Origin of the sequence: Pseudomonas sp. PDM14 (assembly GCF_014851905.1) — a bacterium.
In the GTDB taxonomy this organism is placed as follows: domain Bacteria; phylum Pseudomonadota; class Gammaproteobacteria; order Pseudomonadales; family Pseudomonadaceae; genus Aquipseudomonas.
Window position 1 is genome coordinate 573,932 of sequence record NZ_JACVAQ010000001.1, and the last position, 15,925, is coordinate 589,856.

The 15,925-nt window shown below is 65.4% G+C and carries 13 protein-coding genes and 1 pseudogene; 3 read left to right on the forward strand and 11 right to left on the reverse strand.

Annotation, left to right across the window (positions count from 1 at the left end):
- Window positions 1–650: 650 nt before the first annotated feature.
- A complete protein-coding gene (locus IB229_RS02600; RefSeq protein ID WP_192324661.1) occupies window positions 651–1,115 on the reverse strand; it encodes a glycine zipper 2TM domain-containing protein in 465 nt (154 codons plus the stop codon).
- 160 nt (window positions 1,116–1,275) lie between these two features.
- Between IB229_RS02600 and IB229_RS02605 the strand changes: the two genes are divergently transcribed.
- Window positions 1,276–1,518, forward strand: a complete 243-nt coding sequence (locus IB229_RS02605) for a hypothetical protein (protein WP_192324663.1) — start codon at window positions 1,276–1,278, stop codon at window positions 1,516–1,518.
- Here IB229_RS02605 and IB229_RS02610 read toward each other — a convergent pair.
- The 7 genes and pseudogenes from IB229_RS02610 to IB229_RS02640 form a co-directional block, all read right to left on the reverse strand.
- On the reverse strand, window positions 1,515–2,648 hold the full coding sequence (locus IB229_RS02610) for a glycerate kinase (protein WP_192324665.1): 1,134 nt from the start codon (window positions 2,646–2,648) through the stop codon (window positions 1,515–1,517). The two genes, IB229_RS02605 and IB229_RS02610, sit on opposite strands and share 4 nt — an antisense overlap.
- 48 nt (window positions 2,649–2,696) lie before the next feature.
- Entirely contained in the window at window positions 2,697–4,055 is a 1,359-nt protein-coding gene (locus IB229_RS02615) for a GntP family permease (protein WP_192324667.1), read from the reverse strand.
- A 123-nt stretch (window positions 4,056–4,178) separates the two neighbouring features.
- On the reverse strand, window positions 4,179–5,267 hold the full coding sequence (locus IB229_RS02620) for a sugar diacid recognition domain-containing protein (protein WP_192324669.1): 1,089 nt from the start codon (window positions 5,265–5,267) through the stop codon (window positions 4,179–4,181).
- A gap of 28 nt (window positions 5,268–5,295) precedes the next feature.
- Complete coding sequence (pdxH, locus tag IB229_RS02625) at window positions 5,296–5,943, reverse strand: pyridoxamine 5'-phosphate oxidase (RefSeq protein ID WP_192324671.1); 648 nt, start codon at window positions 5,941–5,943, stop codon at window positions 5,296–5,298.
- Window positions 5,944–6,015: 72 nt separating this feature from the next.
- Window positions 6,016–6,663 (reverse strand): annotated as a pseudogene (locus IB229_RS02630) (OmpA family protein); the annotation flags it as partial.
- A 17-nt stretch (window positions 6,664–6,680) separates the two neighbouring features.
- Window positions 6,681–7,826 (reverse strand): serine hydrolase domain-containing protein, encoded by a 1,146-nt coding sequence (locus tag IB229_RS02635; protein WP_192324675.1) that lies wholly within the window; start codon window positions 7,824–7,826, stop codon window positions 6,681–6,683.
- A gap of 83 nt (window positions 7,827–7,909) precedes the next feature.
- Window positions 7,910–10,279, reverse strand: coding sequence for a beta-agarase (locus tag IB229_RS02640; RefSeq protein WP_225578899.1), 2,370 nt, complete (start codon window positions 10,277–10,279; stop codon window positions 7,910–7,912).
- Between the two features lie 135 nt (window positions 10,280–10,414).
- Here IB229_RS02640 and IB229_RS02645 point away from each other — a divergent pair, with 135 nt between their 5' ends.
- Window positions 10,415–11,239, forward strand: coding sequence for an HDOD domain-containing protein (locus IB229_RS02645; RefSeq protein WP_192324677.1), 825 nt, complete (start codon window positions 10,415–10,417; stop codon window positions 11,237–11,239).
- A gap of 82 nt (window positions 11,240–11,321) precedes the next feature.
- On the opposite strand, the gene IB229_RS02650 is transcribed toward IB229_RS02645, so the two are convergent.
- Both IB229_RS02650 and dinG read right to left on the reverse strand, forming a co-directional pair.
- Window positions 11,322–12,158 (reverse strand): SDR family NAD(P)-dependent oxidoreductase, encoded by an 837-nt coding sequence (locus IB229_RS02650; RefSeq protein WP_192324679.1) that lies wholly within the window; start codon window positions 12,156–12,158, stop codon window positions 11,322–11,324.
- Window positions 12,159–12,233: 75 nt separating this feature from the next.
- Window positions 12,234–14,378 (reverse strand): ATP-dependent DNA helicase DinG, encoded by a 2,145-nt coding sequence (gene dinG, locus IB229_RS02655; RefSeq protein ID WP_192324681.1) that lies wholly within the window; start codon window positions 14,376–14,378, stop codon window positions 12,234–12,236.
- Window positions 14,379–14,557: 179 nt separating this feature from the next.
- On the opposite strand from dinG, the gene IB229_RS02660 reads away from it, so the two are divergent.
- Window positions 14,558–15,022, forward strand: a complete 465-nt coding sequence (locus IB229_RS02660; RefSeq protein WP_192324683.1) for a CopD family protein — start codon at window positions 14,558–14,560, stop codon at window positions 15,020–15,022.
- A gap of 100 nt (window positions 15,023–15,122) precedes the next feature.
- On the opposite strand, the gene IB229_RS02665 is transcribed toward IB229_RS02660, so the two are convergent.
- Window positions 15,123–15,866, reverse strand: coding sequence for an OmpA family protein (locus IB229_RS02665; RefSeq protein ID WP_192324685.1), 744 nt, complete (start codon window positions 15,864–15,866; stop codon window positions 15,123–15,125).
- Window positions 15,867–15,925: the final 59 nt, after the last annotated feature.

Sequence of the window (15,925 nt, forward strand, 5' to 3'; positions counted from 1 at the left end):
TATCAGAAGCAAGTCCTGGATAAATTATTACATTGTGCATAGCGTCTTTGACCCAGGCCGAGAATAGATTACGCCAGTGTCTTGAACCGCTCTGCAGCTGCCGTCTCTCCCAACGTGCCCTTGCTGCGACATGCCTGCAAAGGGGGCATCGGGGAACAGAAACAGCGCCAGGGTGATGCCGTGCTTCTGGAGCCTCATCTTCACCCATACCTCGGCCGCCATCACTCCTCGGGGATACAGGTAATGGCAGAAGTAGGCGCACTTGCCGTCCGCGCCGAGCCACGGGGTGTGCATCTGACTGAACCGCTTGATCGAGTGGATGACGCACACCTGTCAGGCGACATTCGCGACGCGCCCGCGAGAGCTCTGAGCGCTGAAGAATCGACCTCGAGCAGGCGGCCGAGCTGCGCCGTTTTGGCGTACTGCAGGTACTGCCGCTGCTGGCAGACTCAGCCATCTCGAACGGCGCGCCACGGAAGCAGTTTGGTACGGTATCGCTCACTGTCCTGCTGCGCGGGCGCGAGAAGATGCCTGCACCTGCCTGAAGAGCGTTACGGATGATGCCCCGCCATTAATCGGCGCCAGGGGCGACACAAACAGAAAGGCCCGGCGATTGCCGGGCCTTGTCACTGCATGGCCGTATCAGCGCATCAGTGCGCGACGCGGCTGGTACCGTCGACACTCATGATGCGTACGCGTTCGCCGACGCGGAATATCTCGTTTTCCTGCACTTGCTGTACATAGGCACGCAGGGTGCCGTCGTCCTCGCGCACGGTGATCTCCACGCCCTGGGTGCGGGTGATGCCTTCTTCGGTCATCGAGCCGAGCAGGCCGCCTGCCACCGCGCCGATTACCGCAGCCACTGCCGAGCCACGCCCGCCGCCGATACCGCTACCGGCGACACCGCCGACCACCGCGCCAGCGCCAGCGCCGATCGGGGTCTTGGTGCCCTCGATCTTCACCGGGCGCAGGGATTCGATGGTGCCCATGCGCACGGTCTGCACCTTGCGCGCCTCGTCGCGGCTGTAGCTGTCGCCGGACAGGTTGGATGCGCAGCCGCCCAATACGACGGTCAGACCGAGAAACAGGGCAGTCAACAGTTTGGTATTACGCATAGGATTCTCTCCGTTATGAGGCAGTACCCATTAGACAGCGGCGCCACGCGCCTGTCACCCGCTGTTGCCGTGTTGTGCAGAGCCTGGGTGCGACATCGGGTCCGGTAGGCAGTCGTCACGCCCTGGCGCAGGATGGTTTCGATTTCTTCGAGACTCCGCCATGGACTACTTCATAGTCGCCATCACCACCTTCGCCGGTCTGTACTTCCACTGGTGGATCTACGTGCGCATCCGCCGCTGGATGGACCGCGACCTGGCACTGTCGATGGCGGCCGGTGACCCGGCCATGCAGGTCTACATGCTCGATTGCCTGGCCCAGGCCAAGGCCCAAGGCATACGCCGGGGCAAGCTGGAGGACTGGCTGCACCAGGCGGCCTGCGACTACCTGCAGCGCCGCGGTTAGCCCCGCGCCAGCCGCCACAAACGGGCCAGATCACAGGCCCGCGCCTGCAACTCGAGCGCCGCACCGCTCATGGCCTGCTCAAGGCTCTGCGGCCCGGAAGTCAGGCTGAAAGCCGCCTCGATACCCGCCGCGTACACCGCCTGATAGCCTTCGCCGAGGCTGCCAGCCAGCGCGATGACCGGCACGCCTGCGGCGCGAGCCACGCGCGCCACGCCCACCGGCGTCTTGCCATGCAGGCTCTGGGAGTCCAGCTGCCCTTCCCCGGTAATCACCAGATCGGCGCCCTGCACCGCCTCGGCCAGACCCGACAGCTCGGCGACCAACTCGATACCCGGGCGAAAGCTCGCCTGCAAGAAGGCCCTGGCGGCGAAACCCAGGCCGCCTGCCGCGCCGACGCCCGGCTGCTGGCTGTGGTCTTCACCCAGCGTCGCTGCCACTACGCGTGCATAGCACTCGAGGGCCGCATCCAGCGCTTCGACCTGCTGCGCATTGGCGCCCTTCTGCGGGCCGAACACATGAGAAGCACCGCGCGGGCCGCACAACGGGTTGTCGACATCAGCAGCGATTTCCACCCGCGCCTGCAACAGGCGAGAGTCCATGCCACTGACGTCGATGCGCGCCAGACGAGCCAGCGCCGCGCCACCAGGCGGCAGCTCGCGGTCGTGGGCATCGAAGAAACGCACACCGAGGCCCTGCAGCAGGCCGCAGCCGCCATCGTTGGTGGCGCTACCGCCAAGGCCGAGGATGATGCGCCGGGCGCCGGCATCCAGCGCCGCGCGGATCAGCTCGCCGGTGCCGTAGCTGCTGGTAATGGTGGCGTCACGGCGTTCGCGCGGCACCCAGTGCAACCCACTGGCAGCGGCCATTTCCAGCACCGCGGTGCCTTCGCCGAGCCAGCCCCAGTGAGCCGGCACCGGTTCGCCGAGCGGCCCGCGCACCGTGCATTCGCGGCGTTCGCCACCGGTGGCAGCGAGCACGGCGTCGACCGTACCCTCGCCGCCGTCGGCCATTGGCCGCAACAGTACCTGCGCGTCGGGAAACACCTGCTGCCAGCCGCGGGCGATGGCCGCCGCCACGTCGGGCGCGGAAAGACTCTCCTTGAAAGAGTCCGGAGCGATGACGATCTTCATGACAAACCCTGAGTGAACGCGACGCGCCGGAGCGCGCCGCCGAGTCAATTACAACAGAACCAGGCTGAGCAGCCAGACGGTGATGATGCCGGCCAAGCCCTGGATCAGGGTGGCGACGGTCTGCGCGCGGTAGGCCACGGCCACCGGCATGCGGCTGAACTGGGTGACGACCCAGAAGAAGCTGTCGTTGGCGTGGGACACGGTCATCGCGCCGGCGCCAATGGCCATCACGGTGAGTACGCGGCCCATCTCGCTGTCCAGACCGAGTTGGCCGAGCATCGGCGCGACCAGTGCCGAGGTGGTGACCAGCGCCACGGTGGTCGAGCCCTGAGCGCTCTTCAGCGCAGCGGCGACCACGAACGGCATGAACAGGCCAATACCCAGGGCCGACAGGGTGCTGCCCAGGTAGTCGCCCAACGGCGTGACCTTGAGGATCGCGCCGAATGCACCACCGGCACCGGTGATCAGCAGAATCGGCGCGGCCTGAACCAGGCCCTCGACCACGTGATCATGGAACTCCTTGCGCTTGGCCTCGCTCTTGAGCAGCGTGCAGGCCAACGCCAGGCCGACCAGCAGAGCCACCACTGGCTGGCCGAGGAAGGTCAGCGTGGTGAGGATGGAGCCATCGCCGAACGGCTTGCTCGGGAATACCGCGATCGAGCCCAGGCAGATCAGCAGGATCGGCACGAAAATCGGCGCGAAAGCCTGGAAGGCACTCGGCAGCTTGCCGTAGCGCGCCCTCAGCTCGGCGAAGTCCTCGGCGGCTGGCAGCGGCAGACCGTCGTCTTCCAGCGCGATGTCCTTGCCGATGAAGCGGTTGGCCCAGAGCATGCCGGCCAGGGCAGTGACCAACGAGACCACCAGGCCGACCGCGATCACCAGACCGAGGCTGGATTCCAGGCCCAGGTTACCGGCCGCAGCGATCGGGCCCGGGGTCGGCGGAACAAAGGTGTGGGTGGCGTAGAGGCCGGTTGCCAGAGCCACGCTCATCGCCACCACCGAAACCTTCATGCGGGCGGCCAGGGCGTTCTTCAGCGAGTTGAGAATGACGTAGCCGGAATCGCAGAACACCGGGATCGACACCAGGTAGCCGATGATCGACATGGTCAGGGTCGGGAAGCGCTCGCCGAGCAGCCTGATCACGGTTTCCGCCATGGTGATGGCCGCACCGCTGCGCTCGAGGATCACGCCGATCACGGTGCCGAGGACGATGACGATACCGATGTAACCCAGGATGCTGCCGAAACCACCGGTGATGGTCTTGACGATTTCCGCGCTGGGTAGTTGGTAGGCGAAGCCGGCGATGAAGGCGGCGGCAAGTAAAGCGAGAAAGGGATGCAGCTTGAGACGGGTAGTCGCCATCACGATGAACGCGATCAGCGCTACCAGGATCAGGACCAGGATCATGGCCTATTCCTCAATTGTTGTTATTAGGGGCCGCCATTGTGGAACGGCATGGGTGGCGGAATCCCTATGCGAACGCCCTGGACCGACTATCCCTTGCCATCGACCTTTTGTGCACTTGCACAATCATTCATCCAGCAGGTCGAGGCCCAACGTGAACAGCAGGCGTTGATCGCGCCGGGCCAGGTCCAGACCGCTGAGTTCGGCGATCCGCTCCAACCTGTAGCGTAGCGTGTTGCGATGGATGCCCAGCTCGTCGGCGCACGCCTGCGGATGGCCGTCGTGTCGGCACCAGGCCGCCAGTGTTTCGCGCAGCTGACCTTGGGCGTCCTGCGCCAGCACCCGGCGCAGCGGCGCCAGCCAGCGCTGCAGGGACCAGTCGTTGCGGCGACCGTGTAGCAGTGCCTGCAGGCGATAATCGTCCAGGCGCAGCAGGCGCTCCGCCGGCTTGTGCACCTGGGCGTACGCCTGCAGGTTGCGCAGCGCCAGGGCTGCTTCGCGCAGGTCGCTGAAGTCATGCAGTGCGTCGCTGAGCAGCAGGCGCTGGATGCCGGCCGCGCGCGCATCGAACTGCGCCAGCCAGCCGGCATCATCGCGACCACTCTGGTACGGGCGGCACAGCAACAGCTGGCGCACCCCGACCGGGCCGCATTGCTCCGCCTTGCCGGCCAGTCCAGCCAGCACACGAGACTGCTCGCCCTCCTCGCCCAGCTCCAGCACCACCAATTGCCGCGGCCAGCTCAATGCGAGGCCGATGCGCTCGGCTTCAGCGGCCAGCTGGGCGAGGCTGACGCTGGAGTCGGACAGCTGGCGCAACCAGGTTTCCAACTGGTGCCGCTGCCAGTGCCGCTCGGCCTGTAGCTGGCGCTGCTCGACCAGCATTTCGGCGGCCATGCGCACCAGTTCCGCATACGGGCGCACCGTATCCGGCGCACCGGTGATGCCGAGCACGCCAATCAGCTGCTCGGCATGCAGCAGCGGCAGATTGACCCCAGGCTTGACCCCGCGCAGGCACGCAGCGGCTTGTTCGTCGATCTCCACCACCCGCCGGTTGGCCAGCACCAGCTGAGCGCCCTCGTGGCGAGTGTGCAAGCGCTGCGGATCACCACTGCCGATGATCATGCCTTGGGCATCCATGACATTGATGTTGTGCGGCAAAATGGCCATGGCCCGGTCGACGATGTGCTGCGCCAGGGTGGAGTCGAGTTCGAGCATGCGGGAGCCTCCGGGTCGGAGGCTAAGTTTAGGGGGCTAGACGCTCGCGCAACCAGCCACTTTCCACCTGCCGGTAATTGAGACGGTCATGCAGACGGCTGGAACGGCCCTGCCAGAATTCGATGCGCTCGGGCAGCAGGCGATAGCCGCCCCAGTGCCGCGGGCACTGCGGAGCGCGATCGAGGAAGCGCTTTTCCGTTTCGGCCAACAAGCCTTCCAGCTCGGCACGGTCCCGAATCACCCGACTCTGCGGCGACGCCCAGGCACCGATGCGGCTGCCCAGCGGACGCACCTGAAAATAGGTATCGGACTCTTCGGCCGTGACCTTCTCCACCCGCCCTTCGATGCGCACCTGGCGCTCCAGGCTCGGCCAGAAGAAAGTCATGGCAGCGAACGGGCGCGCCGCCAGCTGCTCGCCCTTGGCGCTGTCGTAATTGCTGAAGAAGGTGAAGCCGCGCTCGTCGAGGCCCTTGAGCAACAGCACGCGGCAATGCGGGCGACCGTCGGCATCGACGGTGGCCAGCGTCATCGCGTTGGGTTCGACCGGCAACTGCTCGGTCTTCACCGCCTCACCGAACCACTGATGAAACAGGGCAAACGGTTCGGCCGGGGCTTGCGCCTCGCTGAGCCCGTCACGGGTGTAGTCGCGACGCATGTCGGCTAGGGACTGGGCCATGCTGCTCTCCTTCAGACTGATGGCCCCAGCTTACTTGGCCTTGGTGCTGCTGACTTGATCTGTGGCAGCTTTGGCTACGGTCGGCTGGCTGTACTGGGCGAGCAGCGCAACCAGGGTCTCACGCGGGGTCAGGAGGATTTCCACGCGGCGGTTCAGCGAGCGGCCTTCGGCGCTGTCGTTGGCCGCACGCGGCATGTCCGAGCCGACGCCGCGCAGCAGCAGACGATCACGCTGCAGACCGCTGAGGCGGAAGATCGAGGCGACGGCCTTGGCACGGTCTTCGCTGAGCTTGCGGTTGGCTTCCAGCTGGCCGCTGCTGTCGGCGTGGCCGAGGATCAGCACGGCGGTAAGCGGATCCTGCTCGAGCATCTTGGCCACGCGGGTGAACGGGCCGAGTACCGCCGGCATCAACATGCTCGGGCGGTCCGGGTTGAACGAGCTTTGCACCGGCGCGGTCACCACCAGCACGTTCTCACGGCGCTCCAGCTCCATCGGCGTGTCTTTCAGCGCTTCGCGCAGACGCGGCTCGTACTCGTCGAGCCAGGCGTGAGTGACCTTCTTGTCGATCTTCGGCGGTGCCTCGGCAACCTTCTTCTCACTGCTGCCGAACGGCCACCAACTGCTCTTGCCGCTGTCGGCGGACTGCTTGTCCGAGTTGCCGGCACAGGCGGCGAGGCTGGCGCAGAACAGCAGAACGAGAAGTTTGGAGTGTGCAGGCATGATCGATTCCTAAAAAGTTAAAGGCATTCACCCAGTACACGCGCCAGTTTCTGCGCGCGGGGGTCCATCAATACGTAAGGGCCGAGGCTGTTGGTGACGAAGGCAAAGGCGACATCGCGTTCCGGGTCGGCGAACCCGACGGAGCCGCCAGCGCCTGGATGACCGAAGGCTTTTGCGCCGAGGCCGTAGGTGGCGTTGGCCACCTGCGATTGATCGAGCATGCAGCCGAGTCCGAGACGGGTACGGGTCAGCAGCGTCTTGTCGTCGCCGCAGGCATGTTCACGGGTCATTTCATTGAGCAGTTCGGCTTCGAGCAGGCGGCCGTCGAGCAGGCCGGTATAGAAGCCCGCCAGCGAACGCGCATTGCCATGGCCGTTGGCCGCAGGCTGCTGCATGCGCCGCCATTCCGGCTTGTTGGTGCTGGTGAGAATCGACGGCGGGTTGGCGAAAGCGCGTGTGCTCATGGCATTCGGCTCGCTCATCATGCACTTGAGCAGGCGCTGCGCAGCGGCGTCGCCCATGTCGCCTTTCTTGCGGGCGATATGTGCGACCCGGTCGAACTCGCTGTCGGCCAGGCCGACATGGAAATCCAGGTCGAGCGGCGCAGCGATGCGTGCGCCGATCGATTCGCCCGGCCCGCGACCATCGACGCGACGCAGCAGCTCACCGACCAGCCAGCCGTAGGTGATCGCCGCATAGCCGTGGCCTTCACCCGGCGTCCACCAGGGTTCTTCGGCGGCCAGGGCGGCGGTCATCTGTTGCCAGTCGTAGAGGGCCTCGGCAGGCAGCAACTCACGCAATGCCGGCAAGCCGGCGGTATGGCCAAGTAACTGGCGCGGGGTAATGCGCTGTTTACCGGCGGCAGCAAACTCGGGCCACCACTCGGCGACCGGTGCATCCAGATCCAGCTTGCCCTCCGCCACCAGTTGCAGTGCGGCAACGGCGGCGAACGGCTTGGTGCAGGAAAACAGGTTGAGGATGGTATCGCTGTGCCAGGCCTGGTCACCGTCCTTGTCGGCCGTGCCCGCCCACAGATCGACGACGGTTTCGCCACCGACCTGGACGCACAAGGCGGCACCACGCTCCTGGGAATTGCTGAACAGTTCTGCGAACGCTTCTCTGAGCGCCTCGAACTGCAGATCGAAATAACCCTGGATCTGCACCCGTTACTCCCCGGTCAAAAGTCCGAGGCATTGTTTCAGCCTCGGCCGGCCTTGGGAACCCTACAAAGCTGCCGGTGATCGGTTCAGGGTGTCTTCGCTGCAGCCGCCGGAGCGGGTGCTGACGGCGCTGCCGGTGCCGTCGTGGGTGCAGCCGCAGGAGCAGCAGACGCTTCGACCTTGGGCAACTTGGCGGCGACGCCCAGGTTGGCCTTGCGCACGGCTTCGACGAAGCCCTGCCACGGCCGGTCAGTGATCCCGAGCAGGCCGAAGTGGCCGTTCTCGCCGTCGAGCAGACGACCGCTGAGCGGCTGGTCGAGGTACTGGAACCAATGGATGCCGACGATGCTCGGCTCCTCCAGCGCCTTGGCCAGGAAATGGGCGTAGGCCGGGCCGCGCTCCTCTTCCTTGTACACCTCGGCCACGCCACCCCAGAACGGGCCGCGATCACGCGAGCCGAAGTGGAACTCGGTGACCATCAGCGGCTTGTCCAGCTCGCGCAGCTTGGCGAAGTCGTAACCGTGCTGCGGCTCGCGGGTGTAGAAGTTGAAGCTCAGCACGTCGCAATACTTGGCGCAGGCGGCCACGGCTTCCGGCGTGGTGATGGCGAACCGGCCACCCAGCAGCATGTGGTTGGGCGCATGCCACTTCAGCGAGTCGGAAATGGTCTTGAAGTAGGTCTCGGCGAAGAAGGTCTGGAAGCGCTGCAGATCCTGCTCGATAGCCGGGTGCTCGGGGCTCGGCAGCGGCGCCTCGAAGCCAGGGTCTTCCATCAGCTCCCAGGCGCCCAGCTCGATGCCCCAGGCCTTGGACAGGCCGTTCTGGTTGCGGTACTTGTCGCGCAGCTGCTTGAGGAAGGCACGCTTGGCCGGCACGTCGGTGGTCAGGCGCAGGGTGCCGTAGGCCAGGGCATAGCGCGCCTTGGGGTCGTCACCCGGTGCGGCCCAGGCCAGTTCATTGTCGGCGAAGAAGCCGAGCAGCCAGGGATCGTCGCGACGATCACGCGAGGCGATGGCGATGGCGCGCTCGGCGGCCATGGCGAAGCGCGGGTCGAACGGGTCGGGCATGCCGCCCCACCAGTCCAGGCCGGTGCTGATGATCGCGTAGTCGCCGGAAATCGACAGTGGCACGGTGTAGGGCACGCGCTTGGCGGCGCCCAGATCGGCGTCGCTCCAGTTGCCAATGGTGTTGAAACCCCAGGCCTGCAGGCGATCAAGGGCCTGCTGGTTCCAGCGTGCGGCATCGAATTCGGCTTTCGGGCACGGCACGGCGGCGGGGGCCACCGGGCTGGCCGCGGCAGGTGCCACCGGAGCAGGCGCTTCGGCAGCAGGAGCCGGCGCCGGTGCCTCGCACGGTTGCAGGTAGGTACGCTGCAGGTTGGCGCGGTAGAAGTCGTACCAGCGCCCCTGGTCGAACGCGCGCCCCCGGTTGGCGCCGGTGTTGCGGCGGTTGTTGCTGCTGCCGTAGTAGGCGGCCAGGGGCTCACCCTCTTTCGGCAGCGCGGTGAACATGTCCTCACGACCCTCGACGTAGGTACGCGTCAGGTTGGACGCCACCGCGTTGACGCCCAGCGAATAGAACGCATGCCCTTCCGGGGTCACCAGGTACCAGCGCTCGCCCTGTTTTTCCGCGCGGAAGAAACCCTTGGCCTCGAAGCTCGGCCCACCCAGCAGGCCACCGAACTGATCCTGTTCCGGGCGTTTCTTCAACCAGGCATCCAGCTGGCCGCGTTCACGGGCCGCGGCGTCACGCAGCTGCTTGTCGTTGCTGACCTTCTCCGGCCACTGGCCGCGGGTGTACTGGCCCCAGCTGTCGACCAGCTGGCGATAGGCCGCCTGTTGCGCCTCGTCGTCGGAATGCACACCGAAACGGCCAAGCAGAATGCTCTGCGGAGCAGAGGGGTTGGGCAAGGAGAGGCTCACGGCGCTGACCTGGGTCGATGTCAGCTCGCCGACAACGGTCTGCGCCAGCAGCAGGCGCTGGTTGCCCTGGCCGACCGGCATCGGCGGGCCGGCACGCATGCCATGGGCCAGCGGCGAAGTCGGTGCCAGCGGCACCAGCAGAGTCTGCGCCGGGCCCGCCGGCAGGGCGATCTGGGTAGTGAGGACCTTGCCATCACGGCTCTCGATGCGCACATCGACGGTGATGGCCCAGTCCATCGCATTCTGGATGCGCAGGCTCATGGCGCCGGTCTTCGACCAGTCCCAGTCGCCATTCTGCGGGGTCAGGCGCAGGGTCGGCCGTTCGGCGGCATTGAACGTTACCCGGCGCAGCACTTCGCCGTCGGCGGTGGGCTCGGCTTTCAGGTCCGGCAGGTTGGCCTGCTCGGTGGTCACCTGCACGGCATCCAGCGGGCGCACGAAATTGAACAGCGTTTCATCTTTGGCTGCAGCCGCGCCGGCAGCGCCCAGCAGCGCCATCAACAGCGTGGCCTGCAGTTTTTTCTGGTGCCCCATGAAACCCCTCATTCAACAAACGCTCCGCAAACCCAGTGGAAATCGAATCGGCCGATATTTTCACGCAAATCGCACAGCAAAAGTATGGATGCCTAACTATTGTTTTCTCGAAAGCCCATTTCAGGACCCGTCCCAATGGAACTCAACAGCCTGTTCGACCAACTCCACAGCCTGCCGACCATTCCCAAGGTCGCGCAGGACCTCATCCTGCAGTTCGACAACCCTAACACCAGCCTCGACGCCGTGGCCCGCAACATTGCACTCGATCCGGTAATCGCCGCCAAGGTGCTGCGCCTGGCCAACTCGGCGCGCTTTCGTGGCGCACGGGAAGCGTCCAGTGTTGAAGACGCCGCCAGCCGCCTGGGGTTCAATACCTTGCGCACCCTGGTGCTCGCCTCAGCGGTGACCGGCGCGTTCAAGACCAACTCCGGTTTCGACCTCAAGGGCTTCTGGCTGCACAGTTTCAAGGTGGCGAGCATCTGCCGTCTATTGGCCAAAAGCCGTGGCGTGGCGGCAGAAACCGCGTTCACCTGCGGGATGATGCACAACATCGGCGAACTGCTGATCCAGACCGGCGCACCGGAGATCGCCGCCCGTCTGAACCGCATGGGCAGTGGTGACGCGGCGGGGCGCATGGCCCTGGAAACCCTGCAGCTGGGCTTCGGCTATCCGGAGGTCGGCGCGGAACTGGCCCGTCGCTGGCAACTGCCGACAGTGATTCAGCAGGCGATTGCCCTGCAGACGCGCCCGCACCAGGCGCCCATCGAGATGCCCCTGCCACGCCTGATGGCCCAGGCAGTGCTGATCACCGAAGCGATCGAGCAACACCCCGGCGATCTGGAAGCGGTGAAGAACGAACTGGACAGCCCGCTGTGCGAGGGGCTCGATCTGGACGACCTGCTGGCAAAGCTGCCGGAGGTACTGGAGGCGGACAAGGCCTTCGAAGAGCTGCTGAACTGAATGACACCGCCCGACAGAGTCAGCCAGCCGTCGACTCTGCCGCCTCCCCTCACCTGCCTCCACTACACGCCTTCGAACACGCTCACACAGCCTTGCGCTTGATCCGGTCCAGCAGCCGATCCGGCAGCAGGCGATTAAGAACACGAAACAGCTTGGCCGGCACCGTCACCGGATAACGCGTGCGCGGCACACGTCGCTCCAGCGCCTGCAGCACCACCTCGGCCACGGCGTCGGCAGGCAAGGTGTAAGGCACGGCCGCGCCCTCCTTGGCCAGGCGTTCCTGCATTTGCGCATAGACCGCGACGTGCGTGCCCCGCGACGTATCGACATGCTTGCGCAGCGCCAACAGGCTGTTGGCGCGAAAACGCGCAACGATGGGCCCCGGCTCGATCAGCACTGCCTCAATGCCGCTGCCACTCAACTCCAGGCGCAGGGTATCGACCAGGCCCTCGATGGCGAACTTGGACGCGTTGTAGGCGCCACGCAGCGGCAGCGCCGCATAGCCGAGCACCGAGCTGTTGAAGAGGATTCGCCCATGGCCCTGGCGACGCATGATCGGCAGTACAGCCGCGGTCAGTTCGACCGGGCCGAAGACATTGCTCTCGAACTGCTCGCGCCAGGCTGCACGCGGCACGTCTTCGATGGCACCGGGCTGGCCATAGCCGCCGTTGTTGAAAAGCGCATCCAGGCCACCACCGGTCTGTTCCAGCACCCAGGCCAGGGCCAGCTGGATGCTCGCCGAGTCGTCCAGATCCAGTTGTACCGCGCTGAAACCCTCGCCTTGCAGGCGCACCACATCCTCGGCCTTGCGGGCGGAGGCGTACACCTGCCAGCCCGCCGCACGACAGGCATGGGCCGTGGCATGGCCAATCCCCGTCGAGCAGCCGGTGATGAGGATCGAACGAGGCATTGCGGTCATGCGACCTGCTCCTTGGCGGTGTCGAGACACAGCGAGCGCGGCACGCTCACCGGATGAGGAAGAATGCTGCGTACCTCAGCTGATTTCGCGGCGGAACGGCGGCAGCGCATTGAGGATCGCCTTGCCGTACCGCTGGGTCACCAGGCGCCGGTCGAGCAGCGTGATGGTGCCGCGGTCCGACTCGGTGCGCAGCAGGCGCCCGCAGGCCTGGACCAGCTTGAGCGAGGCATCGGGCACGGAGATTTCCATGAACGGATTGCCGCCGCGCGCCTCGATCCACTCGGCCAGCGCCGCTTCCACCGGGTCATCCGGCACGGAGAACGGGATCTTGGCGATCACCACGTGCTCACAGTAGGCGCCGGGCAGATCCACGCCCTCGGCGAAACTGGCCAGGCCGAACAGCACGCTCTCTTCGCCACTGTCGACCCGCGCCTTGTGCTTGTTCAGGGTTTCCTGCTTGGACAGATTGCCCTGGATGAACACGCGCTTGCGCCAGTCGCGATCCAGGCCGTCGAACACGTCCTGCATCTGCTTGCGCGAGGAGAACAGCACCAGCGTGCCGCGCGAGCCCTGCACCAGGCCGGGCAATTCGCGGATGATCGCCGCCGTATGCGCCGCGGCATCGCGCGGGTCGGCCTTGAGGTCCGGCACGCGCAGCACGCCAGCGTCGGCATGCTGGAACGGGCTCGGTACCACCGCGGTCACCGCCGCGCGGGGCAAGCCGGCACGCATGCGGAAGCGGTCGAAGCTACTCAGGGCGGTCAGCGTGGCCGAGGTCACCAGCGCACCGTAGGCGACATTCCACAGGTTGCGGCGCAAGGTTTCGGCGGCGAGGATCGGGCTGGCGTTGACCTCGATATCGAACAGCGCACCGCCCTCGGCCAGAGTCAGCCAGCGCGCCATAGGCGGGCTGTCTTCCGGGTCTTCGGTGGTGAAGGCGGTCCACAGCTCCCAGTTGCCCTGCGCCCGTGCCAGCAGGCTGCCGAACAGTGGGTACCACTCCTCGGCCTGGTGGCTGGCGATGCCCACGGCGCCCTCACCGTCCATGGCTTCCTTGAGCAGTTCGGTGAGGCGGGTGAACACGTCGGTCAGGCGTGCAAAGCCTTTCTTCAGCTCGATACCCTGCTCGCGCAAGTGCTCCGGCACCAGGCCACCGACGAAGCGATGGCGTGGCCGCTCGCGGCCTTCCATGTCTTCACCGGCCTTGAAGTCGGCCAACTGCTCGCAGGTGCTGAACATGAACTGCTGCTGGGTGCGCAGCTCGCGGGCCATCTCCGGCACGGTTTCGATGAGGCGACCAAGGTCACCCGGCAGCGGGTTCTGCGCCAGCAGCTTGGTCAGGTTCTTCTCCACCTGCCCCAGCCAGTCGGCGGTGCTGCGCAGGCGGGTAAAGTGGGCGAAGTGGCCGATGGCTTTGTCCGGCAGGTGGTGGCCCTCATCGAACACGTAGAGCGTTTCGCGCGGGTCCGGCAGCACTGCGCCGCCGCCCAAGGCGAGGTCGGCCAGGACCATGTCATGGTTGGTGACGATCACGTCGACCTTGGTCATACCTTCGCGCGCCTTGTAGAAGGCGCACTGCTGGAAATTCGGGCAATGTCGGTTGGTGCACTGGCTGTGGTCGGTGGTCAGGCGGCTCCACACCGCATCGTCGAGCTCTTCCGCCCAGCTGTCGCGGTCGCCATCCCAGCGGTTGCCGGCGAGCTTCTCGATCATCCCGGTGAACAGTTTCTGGCTGCTCTCATCGACATCCAGGCGAAAACCTTCCTCGGCGAACATCTGCGCCGTGGCGCCCTGGGCCTCGCCTTCCTGCAGCAGCATGTCGAGCTTGGACAGGCACAGGTAGCGGCCGCGGCCCTTGGCCAGGGCGAAGCTGAAGTTCAGGCCGCTGTTGCGCATCAGGTCCGGCAGGTCCTTGTGCACGATCTGTTCCTGCAGCGCCACGGTCGCCGTAGCCACCACCAGCCGTTTGCCGGCAGCCTTGGCGATGGGAATCGTGGCCAGCGCGTAGGCCACCGTCTTGCCGGTACCGGTGCCCGCCTCCACCGCGACCACCGCCGCCTCGCCATCACGCTGACCTTCGTCGTTGTGCTTGATCGCACCGAGGACCTTGGCGATTTCGGCGATCATCAGACGCTGGCCATAGCGCGGCTTCAGGCTCTTGGCTTCGAGGAAGCGGCTGTAAGCGCCCTGAATCTGGGATTTGAGTTCGGAACTGAGCATGCGGACGGCAAAAACGCTGGATAAATTTTCAGTAGTTTACCGACAGGTTGGCGTCAGGCGCCATCGCTAGCCGTCGCAACCCGATACATGAAACGACTTCGGCGCCTCGGCCTCTGCGGGTACACTCCGCGCCCTCACTGAGCCAGCCAGCCGGCTGAAAAATAAAACAGGAGAACCTGATGACCGCTTTCGCCGCCGTGTATGCCGTGCACCTGCTCGCTGCCCTGATCTGGGTTGGCGGGATGTTCTTCGCCTGGATGATCCTGCGTCCAGCCGCCGTCACCGCGCTCGACGCACCCGCTCGCCTGACCCTGTGGGTCGAGGTATTTCGCCGGTTCTTCCTCTGGGTGTGGATCGCCGTGCTGGTGCTGCCGATTACCGGCGTGGGCCTGATGCATCTGCGCTTCTCCGGCTTCGAGACCGCGCCGCGCTATGTGCACGTGATGATCGGCCTATACATCGCCATGCTCGCGCTGTTCATTCGTGTGCAGGCGCTGCAACTGCCGGCGCTGCGCAAGGCCGTCGCAGCCCAGGACTGGCCGGCAGGTGGTGCCGTGCTTGGACGCATTCGTCGCCTGGTCGGCATCAACCTGTTGCTCGGCCTGGCCCTGGTGGCCATCGCCGCGGCGCGCCCAATGCTTTGAACATCGTTACCACGAGTCCGCATGCATGAAAAACGGGGCCTTTGGGCCCCGTTTCGTTTTGCATCGCTACATCGCGGGTGAACCATCGCGCGTCATACACTCAACGCCGCACGTGCAACTCCACCCTGCGATTTTGCGCCCGCCCTGCATCGGTTCCGTTGTCCGCAACTGGCTGGCTTTCGCCCTGGCCTTCGGTACTGAGCTTGTCGGCCGGTACGCCATGCCCCGCCAGGTAATCCGCAACACTGCGTGCGCGACGCTCGGAAAGCCCCTGGTTGTAGGTATCGCTGCCCACACTATCGGTATGCCCGACGACCTTGACGGTAACCAGACTGGCACCGGTCAGGCGACTGCTCACCTCGTTGAGTACCGACTCGGCCTGCGGAGTCAGTTGCGCAGAATCGAAGGCGAACAGCACTTCGCCCAGGTCACTGAGCACAATGACTTCGTCTTGCGCGGGCAAAGGCGCAGGTGCCGGTTGTTCGGCAGCTACGGTTGCGGGGTACTGCGGTAATGGGCAGCCGTTGTGGCTTACCGGGGTGTTGGCCAGAGTATCCGGGCAACGATCACGACGATCAAACACGCCATCGTCGTCTGCATCGCCATCCTGTGCGTAGCACCACAAGGTTCCGATGACCGCACCGGCCACCGCACCTCCTGCCGCCCAGGCTGAGCTTTCGATTGCGCCCAGGCCACCGCCTGCCAGGCCACCAATCGCTGTACAAATGGGCCAATTCCCCTGATTGAGCGGCGCATCTCCCGTACTGGAAGTTGTGGCGCAACCAGAAAGAACACTGCTGACCAAGAGAAGGGGTACTACAGCCTTTGAGAGTGTTGTTCTCATGGCGGAGATCTCCTGTGTCACCGGTTAGATTACCGGTAACACAGGAGTAAAGACCCGTC

Excerpts from the sequence above, each read along its gene's own strand:
- IB229_RS02640 (WP_225578899.1), bottom strand. The coding sequence starts at position 10,279 with ATGGGGCACCAGAAAAAACTGCAGGCCACGCTGTTGATGGCGCTGCTG.
- pdxH (WP_192324671.1), bottom strand. The coding sequence starts at position 5,943 with ATGGCCCAGTCCCTAGCCGACATGCGTCGCGACTACACCCGTGACGGG.
- dinG (WP_192324681.1), bottom strand. The coding sequence starts at position 14,378 with ATGCTCAGTTCCGAACTCAAATCCCAGATTCAGGGCGCTTACAGCCGC.
- IB229_RS02605 (WP_192324663.1), top strand. The coding sequence starts at position 1,276 with ATGGACTACTTCATAGTCGCCATCACCACCTTCGCCGGTCTGTACTTC.
- IB229_RS02610 (WP_192324665.1), bottom strand. The coding sequence starts at position 2,648 with ATGAAGATCGTCATCGCTCCGGACTCTTTCAAGGAGAGTCTTTCCGCG.
- IB229_RS02650 (WP_192324679.1), bottom strand. The coding sequence starts at position 12,158 with ATGACCGCAATGCCTCGTTCGATCCTCATCACCGGCTGCTCGACGGGG.
- IB229_RS02660 (WP_192324683.1), top strand. The coding sequence starts at position 14,558 with ATGACCGCTTTCGCCGCCGTGTATGCCGTGCACCTGCTCGCTGCCCTG.
- IB229_RS02615 (WP_192324667.1), bottom strand. The coding sequence starts at position 4,055 with ATGATCCTGGTCCTGATCCTGGTAGCGCTGATCGCGTTCATCGTGATG.
- IB229_RS02665 (WP_192324685.1), bottom strand. The coding sequence starts at position 15,866 with ATGAGAACAACACTCTCAAAGGCTGTAGTACCCCTTCTCTTGGTCAGC.
- IB229_RS02620 (WP_192324669.1), bottom strand. The coding sequence starts at position 5,267 with ATGCTCGAACTCGACTCCACCCTGGCGCAGCACATCGTCGACCGGGCC.
- IB229_RS02600 (WP_192324661.1), bottom strand. The coding sequence starts at position 1,115 with ATGCGTAATACCAAACTGTTGACTGCCCTGTTTCTCGGTCTGACCGTC.
- IB229_RS02645 (WP_192324677.1), top strand. The coding sequence starts at position 10,415 with ATGGAACTCAACAGCCTGTTCGACCAACTCCACAGCCTGCCGACCATT.